This is a genomic window from Thalassobellus sediminis (assembly GCF_044386045.1).
Lineage (GTDB): Bacteria > Bacteroidota > Bacteroidia > Flavobacteriales > Flavobacteriaceae > Thalassobellus > Thalassobellus sediminis.
Map to the genome: position 1 here is coordinate 17,696 of NZ_JBISCD010000036.1, position 21,627 is coordinate 39,322.

The window sequence follows — 21,627 nt, forward strand, 5'->3', positions numbered from 1 at the left end:
TATGAGCCTACTTAAACCAATCTTAACACTTAGCTTAATTTTTGTTACTTTAAATGCGTTTTCACAACAGAAAACTGAAAAACAGAAAGAAAGAGAAAAGAATAAAGTTGAACTTTATACACCAGAAGAAAAAGATAATTTGCAAGAATTCTATGCAGAAGAAGTAGATAAGATGAAATTATCAGAAGAAGAAAGGGATGAATATTACAATATCTTATTGTTTTATACTCACAGTATGTCTAGACTTGATGATAAAGATAAAAACTATACACAAACAGAAATTTTAGATAAATTTAATACTTTACATTTTAAAATGAATGAAAAGATGAAGGTGTTATTAACACCAGAGCAGTACGTTATTCATCTTGAAACTTTTAATAGAATAATATATAGTGTAAGTCGAAAAACAAGTTTATTTAATCAAAAAAAATAAGTTTAGATATGAGTAATTCAAGAAGCATTTATTTTGAGGCTTTTGCATCTATTATGAAAATTACTTTAAGAGATAATAATGCTACAGATGAGGAAAAGTCATTTTTACAACATTTTGGTAAAAAAATAGGTGTTACAAGCTCAGAGTATTTTGAGTTGATTGATGGCAATATGTATATGGAATATGAAATAAAAGCGCCTTACATGTATAATCAGCGCTTAGAAAGTTTATATAAAATTACACAAATTGTACATGAAGATAATTTATCAAAAACTACAAAAGAGAAATGGTTAAAAAGAGTGGCAACAGCAATAGGGTTTAACCCAAGTAATGTTAAATATGTTGTTGGTAAATCTCTAGATATGTTTAATGCTAGTAATAATTTGACATTGGAAGATTATAAGAATGGTATTAAAAATATTATGATGTAATATAAAAGCACTATAAGTTTCTATTTAAAAAGCTTCATTTATACCAAAATAAATACCAGAATTACCATCAATACCAGAGCCGATATCAAAGCGTAGCCATGTATCTTTATCTTTAAATATTTTATATCTTGTTCCAAACCCAAAAGACGGTTTTAGGTTGTTAATGCTAAAAAAATCTTCAGGTTTTTCGGCTACTTCTCCAAACAATCCAAATGTATTAATGGTCCATCTAGGTTTAAACCTCCAGCGATATTCTATTTGCGATACATACATTTGTTTATCAAGGAAACGACCAAAAAAGTAGCCCCTAGCCCTATTACCCCCTCCATAACTTGCTAACGCTTGAAAAGGCACATCACCATAATTATTTTCTATATATAATTGAAAAGCTAAAAGACTACGACTGCCTAAAGGTTGATACTCTCTTAAGTCTAAAATAAATTTATTAAAACCAGAAGTTGCACCAAAAAGTTCGCTAGAAAATTGTGCTTTTGCTTGATAGTAAAATCCTTTGTTTGGCGAGCCAGTATTATCTCTAGTGTCATAATTAAAAACAGCTCCTAAACCAGCAACAACAGTGCGTTTGCTTCCTGTTATATTTTGTGTGTCTAAAATACCCCCTTCAGCAATTTCTGTTATCTCATGGTTTTTAAATACAAATTGAAATCCAAAATTAAGATCGGGAGGTAGGCGTTTTAAAAATGAAATATTAAGCGCATGAGTTGTTTGATTATACACTTCTTCGTTTTCGTCTGGTGTATTGTTTCCAATGCCCCAAAATAAATTAGGATACACTTCTAATAAATAATGAGCATCAATAAAATAGTTTCCTGAGCCGAAATAAATTTGAGGCGTAATTTCAAACATAAGCTGTTTGTTTAATGTATAAATGCCGCTAAAAAGAACGTTGGATAATCTGTTTTTAAATGTGTTTTTTTTATCTAAAAAGAAAAGTTGTCCACCTCCTCCAAAACCCAAACCCGTTTCAGGCGTATAGAACGCAATAGGGATTGCTATAAGTTGATAGTTTTTTGTAGTTGAAATAGAATCTATTTTAACTAGATTGTTTTCGTCTTTTCTTTGAGCAAATGCAGTAAAAGAAAAGAATATCAAAATGATATATAAGGTTGTTTTTTTCATTTAAAAAAAGAAATCATCCAATATAACGTTAAACCCAAAAGAAAAAGAAACATCATTTGAAGAAATACTAGTATTTGTTATTGTTTGGTTTGGTAGTGATTTTTGTTCTATGTCTACCCAAAATAAGTTCACATTAACTCCTAAATCAAAAGCTATAAAATCGTTTATGGTATATGAATACCCGAGGCTTATGATACTTCCTAAACCACCACCTTCAGAAAGTTGCTGCGTAGTTTGATTTATTAAAGGCTCAATTCCCTCTAGCTCTGTTTTGTCTTTATACCTAACATAACCTAATGATAAACTAGTAAATAAAGATCCCGTTTTATTATCCATAAAATAATAATTAGAAAATGGACCTATATATAGTGTTTCCGTTGTTTTTGTGAAAACTCCAGAATTACTAATTTTATTGGCTTGAAATATACCTCCAATTAAAAGGCGGTTTTTGAAAAATTTTCCGCTTTTTATGTTTATACCAAAATTATTTGAGGTGGTTTTTGAATTTAAGTTACCAGCATCTGTTGTAGTAGAACTTATACTGCCTGATAAACCAGTAAAAAAACGACCTTTTCTAAAGGCTGTTTCTAAGCTATCAGTAGTCTGCGCAGAAATATTGCAGGTTATAAAAATAAAAGAAATTATAAATATGTTGCGTCTTGCTTTTTTCAAATTAATTCTTATTTGTTTTTTAAAGTAACAATTTTTCCTTCACGTAAAACTGTTAGTTCAAATTTTGGTTTCTTTTCTAAGCTATTTGCGAAATTAGCTATTTTCAATAAAGTGTAGTCTGTAACTTCGTACTTTATATCATTAAAGGCTAATATAATGTCGCCACCTAAAATTAATTTTTTATTACCAACAGTTATCTCAGTATCCCCTTCTTTTACTCCCATTTTATCAAACAAAGAAGTTGAGGCAATACGCTGTACTAACAAACCACTAGTTTGAGGTAGATTGAATAGTTTAGCTTCTTTTTCAGATAGGGAATATAGTTCAGCACCAAACCATGGCATTTTATTATTTAAAAGGAGCTTAGCCGCTAAGTTTGAAGTTGAGGCATAACCAATACCATCAGAGCCTCCAGATAATGATTTTATGTGACTTACAATACCTATAACATCACCTTCTAAGTTAAACATTGGACCTCCAGAATTGCCTTGGTTTATAGCGGCATCTGTTTGAATAAACTCTGTGTTAGTAAAAGGATTTCTTCCTAAAAATTGTTTTTTAAAAGCACTAATATAACCTGAAGATAGAGATAAACCTAAACCAAGAGGTACCCCAATGATGAACACGCGTTGTCCAATTTTCATTCGGTCAGAATCGCCGAACCTTAAAACTGTAGCATTTGTTTTTTGTCTTGATAATTCTAATAACGCTATATCTGCACTATCATAAGAAGTAATAACTTTGGCTGGTATAGTTTCTCCATCTGTAAACTCTACAACTAAAGTATCAGGTACTTTTACAACATGAGCTGCTGTTACAACTAATGTATTAGATATCATAAATCCTGATCCTAATCCAGAGTTTGTAACCATTTGTGAAACATTGTTTTGAGAGGTCATTATGTTGCTTTCTTGAGTGTGAATAGCAACAATGGCAGGACTTACCTTTTCATAAATAGAAGATAGATCTTGGGCATGTAAAATTGCTGAGGATACAAAACAAAGTATTAGAGTAGTTATTTTCATTTTTTTTTTAATTTAAAAGCGATAACCCAATTGTATCGTAGTTGTTTCTCTACCTCCAAAGCCCACTTGAAATAATAAATCCCAATGTTTTCCAAAACCTTTGTAAACTCCAACTAAGCCGTTCCATATAATAGGTTCAAAACTCACATTATAATTTAGTTTATCTCCTGTATCTGTTTCAATAAAACCTTTTATGTCTGAATCATAAAATTGACCTAATGCGCCAACCATAATATTAAAGTCATGAGGTAATCTATATCCTGCTAAAGGTAGCAAAGAATGCACTAATGTAGTGGTATTAGCTTCAGAAACATCAGCGAATATGAATTGATAGTTTGCACTAAAAAACACATTTCCAACACCACCAGCTAAAGTTGTTCCTGCACCATATAAATTAGCATTTACATTAACATTTAAAGGGATTTGACTAGGTATATCTGCTGGATTTAAGCCAAGAAAAGGAGCAAGATTGACCAAGGTTTCTCTTAATTCTTGGTCTAAGATTAAATTACCATTGATACTATTATCAAGAGTGCCTACAAAACCCATAACATTTAAAAAAGGAAAAATCCAAACATCACTTCTAACCATGTATGTGGTGGTACGTTCAGTTAAAAATGAGCCCTCAATATCAAACAAATCATTTAAAGGGCTAATTTCACCATCATTTAAGCTAATACCCAAACCTGTAAAATCTAATGTTGATTCTTGTGTGTGCACAATAGCATTTAAACCAATTGGTCTAGGAAGTCCATAGCCTAATTTTGTTGCTGGTTTACCCCAAATAGGTAATACCCAACCTAAGGTTACATTTACAGTATCTTTTTGAGTACTTGGGTTGAAAAAATCTGGTATTTCTGATTTTCCAGACCAACTAATTGTATTATTGCTTAAGTCTTTATATTCAGAGGTTTTAAAGTGCATATTGTATTCAACCTCTTTAATATTATATGTTTCTTTAACCTCTGTTACTATATACCCTTTTTGTCCATCGATTTGTTTATAGTATACTGTTTTTATGTAATTATCTTTTCTCTCTGATAAAACTTTATCATTAGTTAATACTACCTTCTCAAGCACGCCTTGATTTATATAGATTTTACCTCTTAATTTTTTTATATCATTGAGTTCTGGTTGAATATCATTTTTAGAATATTTAAAAGTCAAAATTTGATTACCGTCTGATGCCTCTAATAATTTTAGAGATGCTTCATCATATAAATTACTTCTAGATAAGCGACTCATTTTATGACTTTTCTCAATAGCTTTTTTTAACTCATTAATTTCCTTTTTTGTAAATGCTTTATTTTCAATAACAAAACGTAAATCTTTACCATCTTTAAATGAGGGGTCGTAAATAATTTGTGTTTTATAATCTTTGCTATAATTTTTGGTTTTAATGTTAAACTTTAAATTTTGAATAAAACTTCCTTCTTGAAGAAGTTCACTAGCAGCAGCATCAAGTACTTTAGGAGAAATACCATTGTCAATTAAATAATTACTATTCAGAGGCATACCTTCTTGAGTCCATGCTATGTTATAAACTAAAATAAAGAGTACAAAAAAAAAATATGTTGGAGTTTTCATTGGTATAATTTTATATTTAGCAAGTAATGAATGTTCTTTGAAAAATCAAAAAGGCCAAATCATAGGCACTAAAATCAAAGATAAAATAAAAAATAGTAATAATAAAGGTGCACCAACTTTTACATAATCCATAAATTTATAATCGCCCGCAGCCATAACCATGGCATTGGTTGTTGTGCCAACGGGGGTTAAAAAAGCGGTAGATGCACTAATGGCAACAACAATCATAAATGGTTCAGGTGAAATATTTAAAGACGTGGCGGCTAATATGGCTATTGGTGCCATTAAAACAGCAGTTGCTGAATTATTAATGGCTTGACTAAAACCAGTAGTTAATAAAAATATACCACCTAATAAAACAATAGGGTGTATACTTCCTAAATTAGTAACCAAGCTATTGGCAGCAAGTTCCGCAACACCCGTTTTTTGAAGCGCAATACCCATAGGAATCATTGCTGCAATCATTACGACACTTATCCAACTAATCCCTTTATATGCTTTTGCCATGGGCACACATCCCGTTAATAAAATAATACCCGCAGCAATCATGGCAGCAATGGCTCCAGGAACAACTTTAAATACAAGTAATGCAATCATTAGTAAAAGCATTGCTAATGAAATGTACGATTTATAGGTTAACGTATTTACATCCTTAGACATGCTTTCAGGGTTTCCAGAAATCACTAAATTTTTATAAACGCTTTTTAAATGTTCTATACGCTCCCAAGTACCTCGAATAATAAATGCATCTCCAGCTTTTACGGCTACATTTTTATCTTTTAAAGGCTTGTTATTTCTTGATGCAGCTAATAATTGAATGCCTGCTTGTTCTAAATACAATCCCATAGGTATGTTGTGTCCTAAAAAAAGTGATTTGGGTGTCACAATCATTTCTGCCATACCTACTTCTTGATTTATAAACTCATCCTTTAGCTCATCATTATTATTTTTAAAAGGAATCAAATTAAGTTTAAACTTCAGAATCATTTTATCTACATCTTCTGTGTTTCCTTTTACAGTAATAATGTCATGGTATTGTAAAATGGTATCAGGTGTTGGAAATTCAATATATTGTTTTACGCCTTTTACAATATTTGGAAATCGTCTTCTTAATCTAATTATTGAAACATTGAATTTATTATCAAAATCCCATTCACCAATAGTAGTATTTAACAGAGGAGACATTGAACGTATTCTTAGACGGTAAATATTTTCATCAATACTATAATTTTCAATCCATTGATGCATTTCAGAATCTATATTTATTGGCTGATTTTCAGAAGTGTTTTTTGGCAATAATTTATAACCAATAAAACGGAAATATAAAATTGAAACGAGTAGTAATGGCAACCCAATTAATGCAAACTCAAAAAATGAAAAGGATTGGAATCCATTTTCCACTAAAGCATTACTGGCAATAATATTTGGAGGTGTTCCTGTTAATGTTAATAAGCCGCCAGTATTTGACCCAAAAGCAACTGGCATTAATAATTTTGAAGGTAGTGTGCCCATTTTATATGCCGCAGATACTGTAACAGGTAATAAAGTAGCAACAGTTCCGGTATTACTTACAAAACCAGATAAAACACCAGAACCTAATGTGACTAATACTAATAGTTTTGGAACACTTTTTCCTGCCCATTTTACAAATTTTTGACCTGCTAATGCAGTCCATCCTGTTTGAGATAAACCTTCACCAATAATAAATAGAGAAGCAATCATTATGACTGTAGGGTTGCTAAACCCGCTAAGAGTTTCAGAAAGATCTAGAATGCCAAATAAAAACAAGCTTAGCATGGACATTAGCGCCACAATATCTGGAGTGAATTTACCCCAAATAAAGAGTGCAATTGTAATACCTAAAATAATTAAAAGTGTAAGCATAAATTATAAAAAGAAGTTAGTTGGACTAAAATAGTTAAAACTAAAGTCTATTCAAATGAAAAGAGGTGCGTTTTACATTTTCGCACCTCTTTTTAAGATCTATTTTTAATCTCGAAGAGTTCTACTATTCAATAATTTTAAAACGCATAATAATAACATCACCTATCATTAAATTCAATTTTCCGTCAGCGTCTATGATATATTTATTGATTTTTTTGATGGTATTTAAAAAGACTTTTTCTCCATTTCCGCAAAACATCATTGTTGTTGGCCCCGGCTCGCCAAATGAAATTTCATCACCTTCTAAAGTATACTCTGCCGAATACCCGTTGCAGCTATTTGTACCTTCTACTTTTTTAGTCGTTTTATTAAAAGTAATTACTGGTTTTTTATCAGGGTATAAACCAGAAAAAGCAATTCGTGGTCCAGATATAAACTCAAGCTCCCAAGTCACATTGAATAGATTAGTATCTCTAGAGTTTTTTGATGATACACATGAACTCATTGTAACTACCAGTATCATTAATATAATTCTATTCATTTTCATACTTAAAAAATGTCTTTCTTTATTTCACCTAGTTCTTTATGATTAATCAAATATAATATCATTTGTTTTTAAATCTTCAATATTCTTTTGATTTCTGCTGTTTACTGGAACTTCAATAGTTAAGAATGTATCTTTTCCATCAGAATCTTTACCTTGATAAAATTTAAAAACATAAGTTTCTTTCTGTAATGCTCTTACTGGTATTGAAAATGTTGTTTCGGTAATAGCTTCATTACAGCCAATACCATCATCTACATGTACTATGGGGTAAATTAGCCTTGTTGGTCCATCATAAATGTAATCAAATTGATCATAGTAAAAATAGCAACTATTGGGCAGAGATATAGTTACATTAACTAGGTAAGAGCTTCCGTAATTAAATTCCTCAGGAAGTTCTGCTCTTATAACACTTGAGAACTCAAAGTGGTAGTCGTGGTCGTTATCGTTGTCGCTGCTACATGATAATACAGATATAGAAAGACTAACGATTGTAATTAATAAATACTTAAAATTTTTCATTTTATTTTGTTTTTAATTTTTATTCAAATGTACCCGTGCTTTACATTTTTAATGGATTCATTTGAAGTGCTTAATGGTTAATAATGATTTTATTTTCTCTCTCGTTTTAGTGTATCCAAAAACTCCTATTTGAATTAATACCGACACTAATACTATAATTTTTTAGGTATTTTAAATAGAATAGTCATGATTTATAGTTTTATTGTCTCATAGCTATTCCTGCAGCGGTTCCATATTCTTCTAGTATTTTGATAAATCCTTTGATTGCATTTCTGAAAACTATTTTAACTTTTTCGAGTATAGTATATGTTGGTATTTCTCCTATTATAGGTCTATAAAAATTTTTATTGAATTGAGCGTTGTTAATTGTTGTGCTTTGAGTTTTCATATCTATTTGTATTTAATTATTATTTATAGTACAAATTTAGGTCTAAGTGAAAGTTGAAATTGAGGTTAACTAAGTGAAGTGACCAAATAGAATAGTGAAGTGATTCTAATTGAAAGTGAACTTAAAATGTTAGTATTAGTTAACTGATAAGAATTGAAGAAAACAGCGCTGTTTTGATGCCCTAATTATAGTGATATAACTTCAAAAATGCTACTTAGATTAGAGAGTATCCTAAGTGCGTGTTACGGAATAGATATTTACTGTTCCCTGCTTACCTTTTAGAAGCACATTGCCTTCAAGTTTAGTTGCCGTCCATAAGTCAATTTCTACGACTTTTAAAAGTTTTTCTGAAATAAGTAGGTCAAACCCTAATCGATTACATTGGTCTTGGATTCTTGAAGCTGTATTTATAGTATCACCATGATAAGCAATTTCACGTTTATGTTCACCAACTTCTGCAACAGTTACGATACCACAATTCATACCTGCTTTAAATTCTGGTGCTAAACCATAAGTTTTCAGATAATAATCTTTTCTACTTTTAATTTGATCTTTAAAAGCATAAAAAGCGCGTATGCTTTTAGCGTTTTTAAGGCCTTCCTTATACGGCCAAGTTAATACCGCTTCGTCTCCCACATATTGGTGAATAGAAGCTTCATATTTATTAACTATGGCCAAATCAAAAAAACAGTCTTGAAGGAGCCTGCTATATTTTATATGTCCTAATTTTTCTGCAATTGTGGTAGAACTTCTAAGATCTAAAAACATAAAAATAAACTCTTTTTCTTTTGGCGTATAGAATTTTCCTGAAATGAATTTAATCAAGTTGCCTTCACCTAGCATTAAATTAATATTGAGAAAAAGACTTATAAAAAAGTTGACTAATATAGTATAGATAAAGCTTACCCAAATGACAGGTAATTGAATAAACTCGGATATTTTAAAAGTAGCGTCTACAAATATTTCAATCTTAAGAAACAAATAGAATATAAATACATAAAACCCAATAGCCGATATAATTTGTAGTATAAGTGCAAATACAAATAATTTAGATAATGAAATACGTTTTTTAACTAATTTCTCAAGAAAAGTATGGAGTATGCCATAAAGTAGTCCTTGGGTAATCCATGCTATAATGAATATAAAAAGTATGTTGGAGAAAGAATTCTCCATATAAGGGATGTTTGCGTCCTGAGATCCTCGAAGGAGTTGCCAGACGAGGCTTGCAATTAACCAACCTATGATATAATCTTGTAATATTTTATTATGTCTAGATTTCAAATTAAGTCATTGATAATTAAATGTTTTTCGTGAGCCTAATTATTTATCCAATTTTTTATTTCTGACGATTTTGCTTTGCTTATTGTAATACGCTCCTTAGATGGCGGATTTACATTAATAATTAGTTTTCCATTAAAGTAGAATTTAATATTCTGTATAGCATTTCTATTAAGTATAAATTGCCTGTTTGCCCTATGAAAATTATACGGGTCTATTTCGTTTTCAATATCTTCTAGTTTTTTATCTATTATGTAAGTTTGATTTTTACCTGTCACAGCTTTTACAATACTGTTTTCTATATAAAAATAAGCAATATCTTCTGTTTTAACAGGAATTAATTCATCTCTCTGATGTACTAAAAATGTAGTTCTGAAAACTTGATTTTTAGATTGCATTAATTGTACTAATTGTTGAATGTTGTTATAAGGTATTGTATCAATTTTTGAGTTGGTTTTAAACTTTTTGATTGAGCTATTTAATTCTTCCTCATCAATTGGCTTTAAAAGATAATCAATGCTATTTACCTTAAATGCTTTTAGTGCATATTGGTCATAAGCTGTTGTAAATATTATTGGAATATTGATAGTTACCTGTTCAAAAATTTCAAATGAAATACCATCAGAAAGATGTATATCCATAAAAACTAAAACCGCTTCACTTGGATTAGAAAAATAATCAATGGCCGATTTTACAGAATCAAGAACAGTTAGTACCTCTATGTTAGAATCTATATTATTTATTAAGTAAGTGAGTTGTTCACTTGCTGCTAATTCATCTTCTACAATAACTACTTTCATGATGATTAATTTAAAGAAAGTTTGACTTTAAATGTGTTGTTTTTGTTACTTATTGATATGTGCTTCTTTTTTAGAGCATAATACCGCTTATTAAGGTTTGATAAGCCATTACCGGTTCCAGTAGCTAAACTTTTTCTGGGTCTTATTTCATTTTCAATAATTATAAACTCATCTTCGGAATATATATTAACTTCTAGTGGATTTTCTTCTGATATTTCATTGTGTTTAATTGCATTTTCAACTAATAACTGAAGTGCTAAGACGGGTACTTCTTTTTTTATCCATTTTTCATGAATATTATAAGTGATTTTAAAACGATTGCGGTATCTTGTTTTTATTAAATGTATATAACTACTTAAAAACTCAAGTTCTTCTTCTATAGATACTAAATCTTGTTCACTACTTTGTAATATATAACGATACATGGAGGAGAGTTTGTTTATAAAATTTATAGCATCTTTATTTTCTTTAACAAGTGCACTTAATGAATTTAGAGAGTTGAATAGAAAATGAGGATTAACTTGGTTTTTTAAAGCCATCAATTCATTTTGTAAGCTTTGTTGTTTTAAAGCTTCTTGCTCTATTAATTTTTCTTTTAAGCTCAATTGATATCTTAAAATTCTAGCTATAAAGATTATTATTACTGTTATAACGAAATAGATGAAGTATGTTAACCCTTCTTCTTCTGAAACCATTGACTCTCCTACTAATATTGGATACAAAAAGAAGAATAAATGTAATAATGCTAAGTATAAAGCAATATTTATAATTATAGTTGTTAACCCTCTTAAAAAGCTTTGAAATTTTGAATAAAAGTATTTAGTATTGGCATTAAATTCTAGCAGCAACCATGAAAAAAAGGTAAACCATAAAAACCGAAAGATTATATCTTTTACAGAAGCTGTAGTGAATGCTGTGGATAAATCATCTACAATATCAAAGATAATCAAAATTCTAGGCAAAGTTAAAAGTGTTGATATAATAAAGGCTATACCTAGTAAAACGTTTTGCTTTATAAATTTGGTTGTCAAAATGGTTATAGTATTATTGATGAAGAACATAGCTAATATAATTAAAATTAATGTAAGTAAATTGTATAATTTTAGCTGATTATTTATGAAATTAAAAACTGCCAGAGAGGTGTGAAATATATTTCAGTAATCTCTGGCAGTCAAACTAACCAACCAAACTAACTATACATGAAAATTATTTTATCAATTCTTTTACTATTTGTTTTGAAAAATCTTTAGAAATAGTTCCTAAAGATTTGGGGTTATCAATCTCTGTCGTTATAACTGATCTCAATCGTTCGTTATCAGTTTTTGTTAAATCGTAAATTACAGTTTCTAGAATGTATTTTTTACCAGTATGGGTAATGGTGCTTTCAGGCTTAGATTTTACATGAATACTACTGTAATAACGATAGAATGTTCCATTAGGACCTCTAAAATATCTTGGGAAATAAAGTGTTGAGTAGTCTCCACCAATGGTTTCTGTTCTTGAATATTCTTGAGTCTCTTTCAGAGTGTTAAGAATAATAATGTCTATGCCTTTATTTTTTAAATCCTCAACGATATTTTTAACTTCATTTTCGTTGAGTTTTACCTCGGTGTCAATTTTTGGAAAAACGGTTAAGCTTTCCATAGAATTAAGACCATGTTCTCTTAATTTATTTACTAAGTCATTCTCAAACTGACTTCTAACTACACGGTCGTCTGTTTTACTGATTACCATTAAGCGTTTATCATTTAAATTGAGTTCTTTTGAATTGTTCCAAGTACTAACAACTTTGACAGTTGAGCAACTTGTAAACATAATAATTAGTATTAATATACTTAGTATTTTGTTTAGTGTTTTCATGATTTCTAGTATATTTATATAAACATATGGATGTCATTAGTATCTCTGTTGATTAAATTTAATCTTACTGAGGTGTGATTTTCAGAGCTTTTTAGATGTAAAAACCGTTTTACAAAACCCCATTTTTTTAGAATTGATTTTAAATTTTTCATGACGTTAATGTTTTAATTCTTATACAAATGTATGTCACGATTAAAGTCTAAATCTTGACTTTTTAAGTGAAGTGACTAAAATCTAAAGTGAAGTGCTCTAACTTGAAAGCGAATTATATTGAAAGTACAAGTATCCCATTTATAATTTTAAAACAAAGGGGATAAATCTATAAGATATAAGTCTTAATTAGTTGAGAGAAAAAGCTCTTTTTCTATAATAAGCTAATACGGATACAATGATAATTATAACAATTAGTATATAGATAAATGTTGGAATTGGTAATGGGTCTCCAGCAGCGTAACTATGTAGTCCAGATAAATAATAATTAACACCAAAGGATGTCATTATAATTGAGCCAAATGCAAAAACACTAGCTGTATTAAGTATAAAGGAACTTTTTAACTTAGGGATAAGCCTAAGGTGCAAAACAATAGCATATGCTATAATGCTAATTAAAGCCCATGTTTCTTTTGGGTCCCAAGCCCAATAACGCCCCCAAGATTCGTTTGCCCAAATACCACCTAGAAAGGTTCCAACGGCTAGTACAAATAAACCAATTGTCATTGAAATTTCATTGATATAGGTTAGTTCTTTAATTCGAATATCAATTTCTTTCTTTGATTTTTCAGTTTTAAAAATCATAAGTAATAATGCCATAAGTCCTAATATTGCAGAAAGTGCTAAGGGCGCATAACTGCTTACAATAGTGGCGACATGAATTTTTAACCAAAACGATTTTAATACAGGCATTAAATTGGTTATCTCAGGGCTTAACCAATCTAGATAACTTACAAATAATAAAGCTCCTGAAAATAAGGTGGAGAGTGGTAATGCAAAATCAGATTTTCTAAACGTCATTAATCCACAGAGCAGCAATACCCAAGATACAAATACTAACATTTCATAACCGTTACTCCAAGGTGCATGTTGTGCTATATACCACCGGAGGATTATATTTCCTGTGAATAAAAGGAAACTAATAAGGGTTATAATAATGAAGATATTCCAAAGGAATTCAATTGCTTTTTTCCTAGTAAAAATTTTAGTTATGGCTAATACTAAAAGAATAGCTCCCAAAGTAAAAAATACTTGAAACAACCAAAAATTCAAATTAAGTTGATTGTACCATAATTCAGATTCAATACGCTTACGGTTAGGTATAATATCTTTACCTAAAACGTCCTGAAAGGTTTTTATATATTCTAGTTTTTCGCTCGCTGCTACCCAATTTTTAGTGGTAACATCTTTATAATAAGTTGGGATAATTTGTTTAGCAAATGTTGCATCTTCAGGTGGGAAATCTTGAAAATGGTGTGTTTGACTGTGCCATTTATTGTTTTCATCATTGCTATTAGGGAATACTTTTAAATAATTTCCAGAAAATACGTTATAAAGAATATTGAAACGTTCATCTACTTTTAAAACTTCTTTATCCAATTCGCTTCTTTCTGCAGGTTTCTTTTTATTAGCTTGTTCAACAACTTGTCCAAAAAAGTACTTTCCTTTATCATCTAATAAACCTACAAAAGACACTAAACCATCTTCACTAATGTTTAAATCTTTAAAGAGTTCTCCTCCTTTTTTAGGGTCTACTTTTATAAGTGGAATATATTGCCAAATATTTGATGCCGATTGCATAGCAAGAAATGCCTGATTTGCATTAAAACGAATACTTTCTCCATCTTGTGTAAACTTAAAATAAGGCTTACGCGATAGTTTTCTTAAAAACTCGGAAGCTAAAGTGTTCATAGGTTTTATGCGTCCGTCTAAATCTTGAACCATCAAACGCCCAAACAATTCAGCATGTTGTTTGTCTATACGCTGTTGTTCTATGGTTTGTAAATCAATTTTTGGTGTTTTGTTGGTTTTATCTTGAGCAAAAGAAGTATTTGAAAGACTCAGGAAAAGTAGAAGTATTAAAGCATTTTTTAGTTTTAGCTTTTTTAATTTTTTATTGATTAATGTGAAACGAGATGCTTTTCCAAAGAGTGTAAAAAACATACCTATCATCATTAATAAATAGCCCAAATAAGTAATATTTGTACCAATAACATCATGATTAACGGCTAATACGGTTCCTAGTTCATCTGTGTCATAACTGGCTTGAAAAAAGCGATAGCCATTATAATCTAACACATTATTCATGAAAATACGATGAGGTATTTCGGTGTTATTATCAATAACTTTAACCTCACTTGCGTATGCTGATGGACTTGTAGAACCAGGGTAGCGTTCCAATTGAAAATCATCCAAATGAATTGAAAAAGGCGTCGTTATAGCTTCAGCTCCATAGGATAGTGATACTTTAATAGTATCAATATTTAAGTTATGTGTTGTTGGTAAAAAGCCTTCACGATACAGTAATGTTGTTTCTTTAGTAGTTTCGTTTACTTTAATATTGACAATTAAAGCATCATCCTTTTGTTCATCATTATCTTTTGGTTTTTCTGAAGCACTTACAAGCGCTATTTCAGCTTTTGGGTGATAGGATAGCGGCACAAATGAAGCATCACCATCACGATATAATGTTCGTAACGACATCGCTTGTAAACTATCTTTTTTAATGGTTCCCGCTATTTCTGTAGCCATAACAAACGTACTTAAATTTCTGGGAGAAAGAATGCTAAATACACCATCATTTTCAATAATATTGATGACATCTGGTTCATTAACTTCAAAGCCTACTTTATGTTTATGAGCACCAATAGCTTCAACTTCGCCTTTTTCTAAAAAAACAGTTTCTCTTCCGTTTCCTGCTGAAACCACCATTTGAATCATGGCTTTTCCATTTTCAGCATCGTCCTTTATTTCTGGAACAGCATCTGCAATAAATTCATTGTAAGAAATGGTAATAGGAGTCGTGTTGAATTCTGTAGCAATACTAAAATCGTTATTACTTAATGGAGAAAAATTAAGTTGTTTTTTAATGGTTTTTACAGTTTTGCCATTAGATAAGTGTACATGTAGATAGTTGTTATCAGATACGATAATGTTAGAAGAAGCACCTTCGCGAATTCTCATAATTCCGCCATAAGACGCATAGCGTGTAATGCTTGCGCCAATTAATATGATGATAAAAGCCAAATGAAACATAAGTAATGCCCATTTTTCTAAACGCCAAAGTTTGTATTTATAAATATTCATTATGAAACAAATACCGAGTCCTAACATAACGAGTTCAAACCACCAAGCATCATAAATTAGTTTCCATGCCGTCGCCGTACCAAAGTCGTTTTCGATAAAGGTGGCTACAGCCATAGACACCGCAAAAGTAAGTAAGAATAGCACTGCTAAAATAGGCGAGGAGAATAGGCGTAATAATTTATTCATGAATTAGGTGGTATGTAAATTAAAAGATACCTTACTTTTTGTATAATAAGGTATCTTTAATATTGTAATCTAGAAATAAAATTAGTTTTCTACAGATGATACTGCATTTATTGGCATCTTATCTTCACGAGCTTTAGCTTCTTCAAGCCATTTTGGTAATAGCGTTTTTTTGAATTCTGCTTTTTCTGCTCTTAATTTTTCCATATCTAGACCTATAAATTCCTGTGCTTTTTCTTTAGTAGAAATATCAGGCATTTCTATAGGTTTATTATGCCCTAAATCGGCTAATAAACGCGCTAGTTTAACACGAGCTTCTTGCGCTATCACTAATCCGCTACCAATAACTCTTGCAGTTTCTACAGGAGAATGAAAAGATGCGCCATGCGCTGCCGCAGAATAATCCCAACGCCATTGTCCGTGACGAATATTTGTTAATATGGGCTTCATTTGTTCTTCTGTGGCTCCTAAATCCCAACATTTTTTAGCTTCTAAATGCGCTTTTACAAGAAGGTCTTCTAATTTCAATCTATTTTCGGTAGCTTTACGTTGTCTCTCGTAAACATTGGCAATGAGTTTGCCAGATTCTTCTCTATGGCATACTTGGCACGCATTAGATGTATTGTTTAAAGGTGATTGAATGTGATGGTCTGTAAATTTTTGTCCGCCTTCACTTTTGTAAGGCATGTGGCAATCGGCGCACGATACACCTCTATCTGCGTGAACTCCAGTAGTAAATGTTTCATATCCTGGATGCTGCGCTTTTAACATAGGTGCTTTACTTATTTTGTGTGTCCAATCTTTAAATTCTAAGTTGTCATAATACTTTTCCATATCTTCAACGGTCATGCCATCTTTCCAAGGGAACACCAAATAAGGTACACCTTCTTTTCCTGGTAAATTTTTATTGAAATAATACTCTACATGGCATTGTGCACAAACTAATGAACGCATTTCATTATGTGTAGCCTTGTTAATATCTTTTCCCATAGCATCAAAGGCCTCTACTAAAGCAGGTCTTGTAATACGAAGCTTCATAGTTTCAGGATTATGACAATCGGCGCATCCTATTGGATTTACTACTTCTTCACCTTTGTCTGCCCATTTTCCACTATAAAATTCAGCAATACCAATTTCATTCATTAAACGTGGCACATCTGGACTTTTACATGTCCAACAGGTTGCTGGCATAGGACCATCACCTTTGCCTTTTGGTCCTCCAGTTCGTAATGAATTATGTATATCTTCAATAGCATAGGAGTGTCCACGTCCTTGATTGTAATCTTTTGAAAAACCATAGCCAGCAAATAGTACTACTAAACGAGGATCTTCTTCAAGAACATCTCGCATACGTGAACCACCTTGATAAGAAGCAAATGTGGTATCTAAAGTTTGTAATGAAGATTGATATTCTAATGGAAAATTCTCTCCCCAAACCGCATTTCTAGGTTCATTCTCTCCTATATTTACCTGAGGTACGTATCTATACTTTGCTTCAGATTTTCTATTTACAATACTAGATGCCAAAAGCCCTAGTAGAAAAACGACAATAATGGTTACGATAAATAATACTTTGTTTTTCATACTATATATTTTTATTAATCTTTAATCTGTTTTTGCATCCAAGAAGGTATAACAAGTTCATCTTCTTCATCGGTAGGCAATGGGGCAACATTAAATTTTATAGTGGTTAAACCATGTACTTTGCCATGAGGTACTTGCTTATGGCAACTCCAACATTGGCGTCCTGTTCTATTTTCTTTATGGCCTTCTAGCCAACCATCATATTTTACTTGTGTAACTTGTTGTACATGGCAACGAATGCAGTTGCTTTGTACTACTTTTTGAGAAGCTTCTTTCATTTCTATAACATCAGGTTCTGCACGAGCTGTAAAAACAGAGGCATGATATAAACCATCTTTTGCTTTAAAGTAATATTTATTGAAGATGTTATTATGAGGTACATGGCAGTCGTTACATTTAGCCCATTCGCGATGTGAACTATGCATCCAACTATTATAAACAGGTGTCATAACATGACAGTTTACACAGGCTTGAGGATCATCAGACATATAAGATGTTATTCTAGACTCTCTTGCCATAAACAAGCCTAAACCAATGACTACTGCAATAAAAAAAACGGCAGTAGTTCTCCATTTAGAGGTTTTTGAGGGTAAAAATCGTCGTTTAAAATTCAATGATGTTGTTGTTTTTTTTTAAAAATAGGCAATAAATGTTTGACTATCAATTTTTTTTTTATTCTTTTATGTTTAGGAAGTGGTAATTAAATTTTTGGAATACTTTTTTATAGGTACATAATATACCAGTTATGATTTAGCTCTTTATATTTTATATTTTCAGGTTTATTTGTATCTAATTATGAAAAGTCTAATATAAATTCGCAAAATATTGTTATCAATGATGTTGTCCTATTTCTTTTCAAATGTAGCTAATTTTAGGATAGTTTCTAGAAATAATTCAGCACATTTCCTTCTATTCCTTAAAAACTTCTTTCCAGAAAAAGAGCTTCATTAAAATAGTTCTTGGACATAATCCATATTTTTAATTTTTCATACCGTTAACCCTTTCCGTCTCGATAGCTATCGGTACTGGAAAGGAACACTTCATTCCCAAGTGAAAAGCGTGAATCAAGTCCGCCAAATAGGATAAAAATATATTCTATTAAAGATGCTACGCTAATTGGAGGCTATGATACAAAAGGATATGGGGTTGTTGCTCAAAATGAAATAAAAGCAATTAAGGAGTTAGCTCAAAATGAAGGAATTATTTTAGATCCAGTATATTCTGGAAGAGCTTTTTATGGAATGCTTGACTATATTATTAAAAGCAAGATAGAAAAAGGTTCCAATGTTCTTTTTTGGCATACTGGTGGTTTGCCTGCTAATTTTTATTATTCAAATGAATTAATACAATAATTATATCTGGTTAATAATATTTATTGCTAATTGTATTAATTCATGGTGTCCATTAAAAAAAGATTCATTTGTTTTACCTATGTTGTACCTGTAATAAGAAAAGCTGAAGATATATCTTCAGCTTTTCTTTGTTTACCTTGTAGCGAGAGCGGGGCACGATCCCGCGACCTCCGGGTTATGAATCCGACGCTCTAACCAGCTGAGCTACCTCGCCATAATTTAAGGCTGCAAATATAAAAACATTATTGTTGTACACAAACTTTACTTGGGTAAAATATTATTAAAATTATTGTTATACTTATCAATTAATGTATATATTGGCAACATAAACTTAAAGTGCTATATGGACGATAAAATTAAATTTGATATAGAATTCCCAATTCACGCATCTCCTCAACTGTTATATCAATATATATCTACTCCGTCTGGTTTATCAGAATGGTTCTCAGATAATGTAAATTCAAGAGGAGAGTTGTTTATTTTTATTTGGGATGATAGTGAAGAAAAAGCTAAACTTTTAAGTAAAAAAAGTGGTGAGCGTGTTAAATTTAGATGGATTGATGATGAAGAGGAAGGTTCACAGTGTTATTTTGAAATTAGAATACAAGTAGATGAAATTACTAAAGATGTATCTTTAATGATTACAGATTTTGCAGAAGAAGATGAAGTTGATGAATCTAAAATGCTATGGGAAAATCAAATTTCCAGTTTAAAGCAAGTATTAGGTTCAGCTTAAATTTATAAATATTTTTTAAAGTATATTTGCCCATTCTTAATTAATATAAGAATGGGTTTTTTTTATGACAAATTTTAATGGAAATATCTTAGAAGATAATGTACTATTATCTATTCAAAATAGAGGCTTAGCATACGGTGATGCACTTTTTGAAACTATAAAAGTATTAAATGGTACTTTGTTGTTTTGGGAAGATCATTATTTTAGATTAATGGCATCTATGCGAATTATGCGCATGGAAATTCCTATGGATTTTACTATGGAGTTTTTAGAAGATCAAATTAAAAAAACATTAGAATCTAATGAATTAACTACAGCATCTTCAAGAATTAAATTAACAGTATTTAGAGAAGAAGGCGGTTTGTATTTGCCTAGTACAAACAATGTGAATTTTTTTATTACAACAAAATCCCATGATAATGATATATATATACTTAACGAAGATTTTTACGAAGTAGATTTGTTTAAAGATTATTATATATCACCAAGTTTATTATCAACTTTAAAAACAAATAATAAAGCTTTAAATATTGTTGGAAGTATTTATGCGAATGAAAATAACCTACATAATTGTTTTGTTTTAAATACAGATAAAAAAGTTGTTGAAGCGCTTAACGGAAATGTGTTTTTAGTAAAAGGAAATACTATAAAAACACCACCAATTAATGATGGTTGTTTAAAAGGTGTTATGAGAAAGCAACTTATTGATATAATAAAAACTATTCCAGAATACGAACTTGTAGAAGATTCCATTTCTCCTTTTGAAATTCAAAAATCAGATGAAATTTTTATAACTAATGTTATTGTTGGTATTCAGTCTGTAACAAAGTATAGAAAAAAGACTTTTACTAATGAGTTTGCTAAAAGTTTATTACAGAAATTGAATATAAAAATTAGATTGAATTAATTAAAACTAGGATTTTCTGGTGCATTAGACCAAATACTGTATTCGCCACCAAATTCTAACATTTTTTCTTTCCAAAAGGTTTCGTAGTTTTTTTCAATAATATTTTTTTTGTAAATATTTTCAGCTACTACCCAAGAATTAGCTTTTAATTCTTCTTTTAATTGGTTGGTATCCCAACCAGAATAACCTAGGAAAAAACGAATATCGTTTTCTTTTATGGTATTGTTTGCTATTTGTTCGGCAACTTTACTAAAATCACCACCCCAAAATATACCTAAAGAAATTTCTATACTATTAGGTATTAAATGTGGTATTTTATGAATAAAATATAAGTTATCTTGTTCTACAGGACCACCATTATAAACTTTAAATGTAGCTTCTACTTCTGGTACCAAGTCATTTATGGTGTATTCTAATGGTTTATTTAATATAAAACCTATAGAGCCTTGTTCTGTGTGATCTGCTAATAATACAATAGAGCGATTAAAAGAAACATCGCCAATTATTGCAGGTTCCGCAATAAGTAAATCACCTTTTTTAGGTTTTGATGTTACCATAGATTTGAATATTTATCAACTAAATCTAATATATATTTATTAAATAAGCAACTGTTTTAGTAATATAAAATAAAAAAGCCTTCAATTAATTGAAGGCTTTTTTTGAATTATTAAGAAGTAAAACTTAGTTTACTGCACTTGATAAATCAGATCCAGCTTTAAACTTAACAACGTTTTTAGCTTTAATTTTTATTGTAGCACCAGTTTGAGGGTTTCTTCCTTCTCTTGCAGCTCTTTTAGAAACTGACCAAGATCCAAATCCTACTAAAGAAACTCTGTTACCTTTTTGTAAAGCTCCTTCAATTTCAATGATTGCACACTCTAAAGCTTTTTTTGCAGCAGCTTTAGTAATTCCTGCGTGTTCTGCCATTGCATCGATTAAATCTGTTTTGTTCATAATGTAAAATTTAATTATTAATAAATTGGTTAAACTTTTTGTTAAATCCT

At 30.5% G+C, this 21,627-nt stretch carries 22 protein-coding genes and 1 tRNA gene; 5 read left to right on the top strand and 18 right to left on the bottom strand.

Annotated features, from left to right (window positions below; translation table 11 throughout):
* Window position 1: 1 nt before the first annotated feature.
* Both ACH5TW_RS01390 and ACH5TW_RS01395 read left to right on the top strand, forming a co-directional pair.
* Window positions 2-433, top strand: a complete 432-nt coding sequence (locus ACH5TW_RS01390; protein WP_439334688.1) for a hypothetical protein — start codon at window positions 2-4, stop codon at window positions 431-433.
* Window positions 434-441: 8 nt separating this feature from the next.
* Window positions 442-864 (top strand): hypothetical protein, encoded by a 423-nt coding sequence (locus ACH5TW_RS01395; protein WP_439334689.1) that lies wholly within the window; start codon window positions 442-444, stop codon window positions 862-864.
* Window positions 865-888: 24 nt separating this feature from the next.
* On the opposite strand, the gene ACH5TW_RS01400 is transcribed toward ACH5TW_RS01395, so the two are convergent.
* From ACH5TW_RS01400 to nrfH, 15 genes are all read right to left on the bottom strand, one after another.
* Window positions 889-2,004: a BamA/TamA family outer membrane protein gene (locus ACH5TW_RS01400; RefSeq protein WP_439334690.1), complete on the bottom strand. Its 1,116-nt coding sequence runs from the start codon at window positions 2,002-2,004 to the stop codon at window positions 889-891.
* Window positions 2,005-2,676, bottom strand: a complete 672-nt coding sequence (locus ACH5TW_RS01405; RefSeq protein ID WP_439334691.1) for a hypothetical protein — start codon at window positions 2,674-2,676, stop codon at window positions 2,005-2,007.
* A gap of 8 nt (window positions 2,677-2,684) precedes the next feature.
* Window positions 2,685-3,701 (bottom strand): S1C family serine protease, encoded by a 1,017-nt coding sequence (locus ACH5TW_RS01410; RefSeq protein WP_439334692.1) that lies wholly within the window; start codon window positions 3,699-3,701, stop codon window positions 2,685-2,687.
* Between the two features lie 12 nt (window positions 3,702-3,713).
* Window positions 3,714-5,288 carry a hypothetical protein gene (locus tag ACH5TW_RS01415; RefSeq protein ID WP_439334693.1) on the bottom strand — a complete coding sequence of 525 codons (1,575 nt, stop codon included), beginning with the start codon at window positions 5,286-5,288 and terminating at the stop codon, window positions 3,714-3,716.
* A 45-nt stretch (window positions 5,289-5,333) separates the two neighbouring features.
* Window positions 5,334-7,172 (bottom strand): SLC13 family permease, encoded by a 1,839-nt coding sequence (locus ACH5TW_RS01420; protein ID WP_439334694.1) that lies wholly within the window; start codon window positions 7,170-7,172, stop codon window positions 5,334-5,336.
* A 124-nt stretch (window positions 7,173-7,296) separates the two neighbouring features.
* On the bottom strand, window positions 7,297-7,713 hold the full coding sequence (locus ACH5TW_RS01425; protein WP_439334695.1) for an META domain-containing protein: 417 nt from the start codon (window positions 7,711-7,713) through the stop codon (window positions 7,297-7,299).
* Window positions 7,714-7,761: 48 nt separating this feature from the next.
* Complete coding sequence (locus tag ACH5TW_RS01430) at window positions 7,762-8,238, bottom strand: hypothetical protein (RefSeq protein WP_439334696.1); 477 nt, start codon at window positions 8,236-8,238, stop codon at window positions 7,762-7,764.
* Between the two features lie 199 nt (window positions 8,239-8,437).
* Complete coding sequence (locus ACH5TW_RS01435; protein WP_439334697.1) at window positions 8,438-8,626, bottom strand: hypothetical protein; 189 nt, start codon at window positions 8,624-8,626, stop codon at window positions 8,438-8,440.
* Window positions 8,627-8,857: 231 nt separating this feature from the next.
* Window positions 8,858-9,799 (bottom strand): adenylate/guanylate cyclase domain-containing protein, encoded by a 942-nt coding sequence (locus ACH5TW_RS01440; protein ID WP_439334698.1) that lies wholly within the window; start codon window positions 9,797-9,799, stop codon window positions 8,858-8,860.
* Between the two features lie 143 nt (window positions 9,800-9,942).
* Window positions 9,943-10,704 (bottom strand): LytR/AlgR family response regulator transcription factor, encoded by a 762-nt coding sequence (locus tag ACH5TW_RS01445; RefSeq protein WP_439334699.1) that lies wholly within the window; start codon window positions 10,702-10,704, stop codon window positions 9,943-9,945.
* A gap of 5 nt (window positions 10,705-10,709) precedes the next feature.
* Window positions 10,710-11,666: a sensor histidine kinase gene (locus ACH5TW_RS01450; protein ID WP_439334700.1), complete on the bottom strand. Its 957-nt coding sequence runs from the start codon at window positions 11,664-11,666 to the stop codon at window positions 10,710-10,712.
* Window positions 11,667-11,910: 244 nt separating this feature from the next.
* A complete protein-coding gene (locus ACH5TW_RS01455) occupies window positions 11,911-12,564 on the bottom strand; it encodes a hypothetical protein (RefSeq protein WP_439334701.1) in 654 nt (217 codons plus the stop codon).
* 339 nt (window positions 12,565-12,903) lie between these two features.
* Window positions 12,904-16,047 (bottom strand): cytochrome c biogenesis protein, encoded by a 3,144-nt coding sequence (locus ACH5TW_RS01460; RefSeq protein WP_439334702.1) that lies wholly within the window; start codon window positions 16,045-16,047, stop codon window positions 12,904-12,906.
* A gap of 81 nt (window positions 16,048-16,128) precedes the next feature.
* Window positions 16,129-17,628, bottom strand: coding sequence for an ammonia-forming cytochrome c nitrite reductase (gene nrfA / locus ACH5TW_RS01465; RefSeq protein WP_439334703.1), 1,500 nt, complete (start codon window positions 17,626-17,628; stop codon window positions 16,129-16,131).
* Between the two features lie 14 nt (window positions 17,629-17,642).
* Complete coding sequence (nrfH, locus tag ACH5TW_RS01470) at window positions 17,643-18,242, bottom strand: cytochrome c nitrite reductase small subunit (protein ID WP_439334704.1); 600 nt, start codon at window positions 18,240-18,242, stop codon at window positions 17,643-17,645.
* 483 nt (window positions 18,243-18,725) lie between these two features.
* Between nrfH and ACH5TW_RS01475 the strand changes: the two genes are divergently transcribed.
* Entirely contained in the window at window positions 18,726-18,980 is a 255-nt protein-coding gene (locus tag ACH5TW_RS01475; RefSeq protein WP_439334804.1) for a pyridoxal-phosphate dependent enzyme, read from the top strand.
* 140 nt (window positions 18,981-19,120) lie between these two features.
* Here the strand turns inward: ACH5TW_RS01475 and ACH5TW_RS01480 are convergent.
* Window positions 19,121-19,194, bottom strand: a tRNA-Met gene (locus ACH5TW_RS01480).
* Window positions 19,195-19,323: 129 nt separating this feature from the next.
* On the opposite strand from ACH5TW_RS01480, the gene ACH5TW_RS01485 reads away from it, so the two are divergent.
* Complete coding sequence (locus ACH5TW_RS01485) at window positions 19,324-19,716, top strand: START-like domain-containing protein (RefSeq protein WP_439334705.1); 393 nt, start codon at window positions 19,324-19,326, stop codon at window positions 19,714-19,716.
* Between the two features lie 64 nt (window positions 19,717-19,780).
* Window positions 19,781-20,623: an aminotransferase class IV gene (locus tag ACH5TW_RS01490; RefSeq protein WP_439334706.1), complete on the top strand. Its 843-nt coding sequence runs from the start codon at window positions 19,781-19,783 to the stop codon at window positions 20,621-20,623.
* Here the strand turns inward: ACH5TW_RS01490 and ACH5TW_RS01495 are convergent.
* Both ACH5TW_RS01495 and ACH5TW_RS01500 read right to left on the bottom strand, forming a co-directional pair.
* On the bottom strand, window positions 20,620-21,180 hold the full coding sequence (locus ACH5TW_RS01495; RefSeq protein ID WP_439334707.1) for a YqgE/AlgH family protein: 561 nt from the start codon (window positions 21,178-21,180) through the stop codon (window positions 20,620-20,622). The two genes, ACH5TW_RS01490 and ACH5TW_RS01495, sit on opposite strands and share 4 nt — an antisense overlap.
* 124 nt (window positions 21,181-21,304) lie before the next feature.
* The gene (locus tag ACH5TW_RS01500; protein ID WP_034040429.1) at window positions 21,305-21,577 is read right to left on the bottom strand and encodes an HU family DNA-binding protein; all 273 of its coding nucleotides are present in this window, start codon (window positions 21,575-21,577) and stop codon (window positions 21,305-21,307) included.
* Window positions 21,578-21,627 lie beyond the last annotated feature (50 nt).

Bases quoted from the DNA above. Each gene is read 5' to 3' on its own strand.
- ACH5TW_RS01390 (WP_439334688.1), top strand. From the start codon at position 2: ATGAGCCTACTTAAACCAATCTTAACACTTAGCTTAATTTTTGTTACT.
- ACH5TW_RS01395 (WP_439334689.1), top strand. From the start codon at position 442: ATGAGTAATTCAAGAAGCATTTATTTTGAGGCTTTTGCATCTATTATG.
- ACH5TW_RS01400 (WP_439334690.1), bottom strand. From the start codon at position 2,004: ATGAAAAAAACAACCTTATATATCATTTTGATATTCTTTTCTTTTACT.
- ACH5TW_RS01410 (WP_439334692.1), bottom strand. From the start codon at position 3,701: ATGAAAATAACTACTCTAATACTTTGTTTTGTATCCTCAGCAATTTTA.
- ACH5TW_RS01415 (WP_439334693.1), bottom strand. From the start codon at position 5,288: ATGAAAACTCCAACATATTTTTTTTTTGTACTCTTTATTTTAGTTTAT.
- ACH5TW_RS01420 (WP_439334694.1), bottom strand. From the start codon at position 7,172: ATGCTTACACTTTTAATTATTTTAGGTATTACAATTGCACTCTTTATT.
- ACH5TW_RS01425 (WP_439334695.1), bottom strand. From the start codon at position 7,713: ATGAATAGAATTATATTAATGATACTGGTAGTTACAATGAGTTCATGT.
- ACH5TW_RS01430 (WP_439334696.1), bottom strand. From the start codon at position 8,238: ATGAAAAATTTTAAGTATTTATTAATTACAATCGTTAGTCTTTCTATA.
- ACH5TW_RS01435 (WP_439334697.1), bottom strand. From the start codon at position 8,626: ATGAAAACTCAAAGCACAACAATTAACAACGCTCAATTCAATAAAAAT.
- ACH5TW_RS01440 (WP_439334698.1), bottom strand. From the start codon at position 9,799: ATGGAGAATTCTTTCTCCAACATACTTTTTATATTCATTATAGCATGG.
- ACH5TW_RS01445 (WP_439334699.1), bottom strand. From the start codon at position 10,704: ATGAAAGTAGTTATTGTAGAAGATGAATTAGCAGCAAGTGAACAACTC.
- ACH5TW_RS01455 (WP_439334701.1), bottom strand. From the start codon at position 12,564: ATGAAAACACTAAACAAAATACTAAGTATATTAATACTAATTATTATG.
- ACH5TW_RS01460 (WP_439334702.1), bottom strand. From the start codon at position 16,047: ATGAATAAATTATTACGCCTATTCTCCTCGCCTATTTTAGCAGTGCTA.
- nrfA (WP_439334703.1), bottom strand. From the start codon at position 17,628: ATGAAAAACAAAGTATTATTTATCGTAACCATTATTGTCGTTTTTCTA.
- ACH5TW_RS01485 (WP_439334705.1), top strand. From the start codon at position 19,324: ATGGACGATAAAATTAAATTTGATATAGAATTCCCAATTCACGCATCT.
- ACH5TW_RS01490 (WP_439334706.1), top strand. From the start codon at position 19,781: ATGACAAATTTTAATGGAAATATCTTAGAAGATAATGTACTATTATCT.
- ACH5TW_RS01495 (WP_439334707.1), bottom strand. From the start codon at position 21,180: ATGGTAACATCAAAACCTAAAAAAGGTGATTTACTTATTGCGGAACCT.
- ACH5TW_RS01500 (WP_034040429.1), bottom strand. From the start codon at position 21,577: ATGAACAAAACAGATTTAATCGATGCAATGGCAGAACACGCAGGAATT.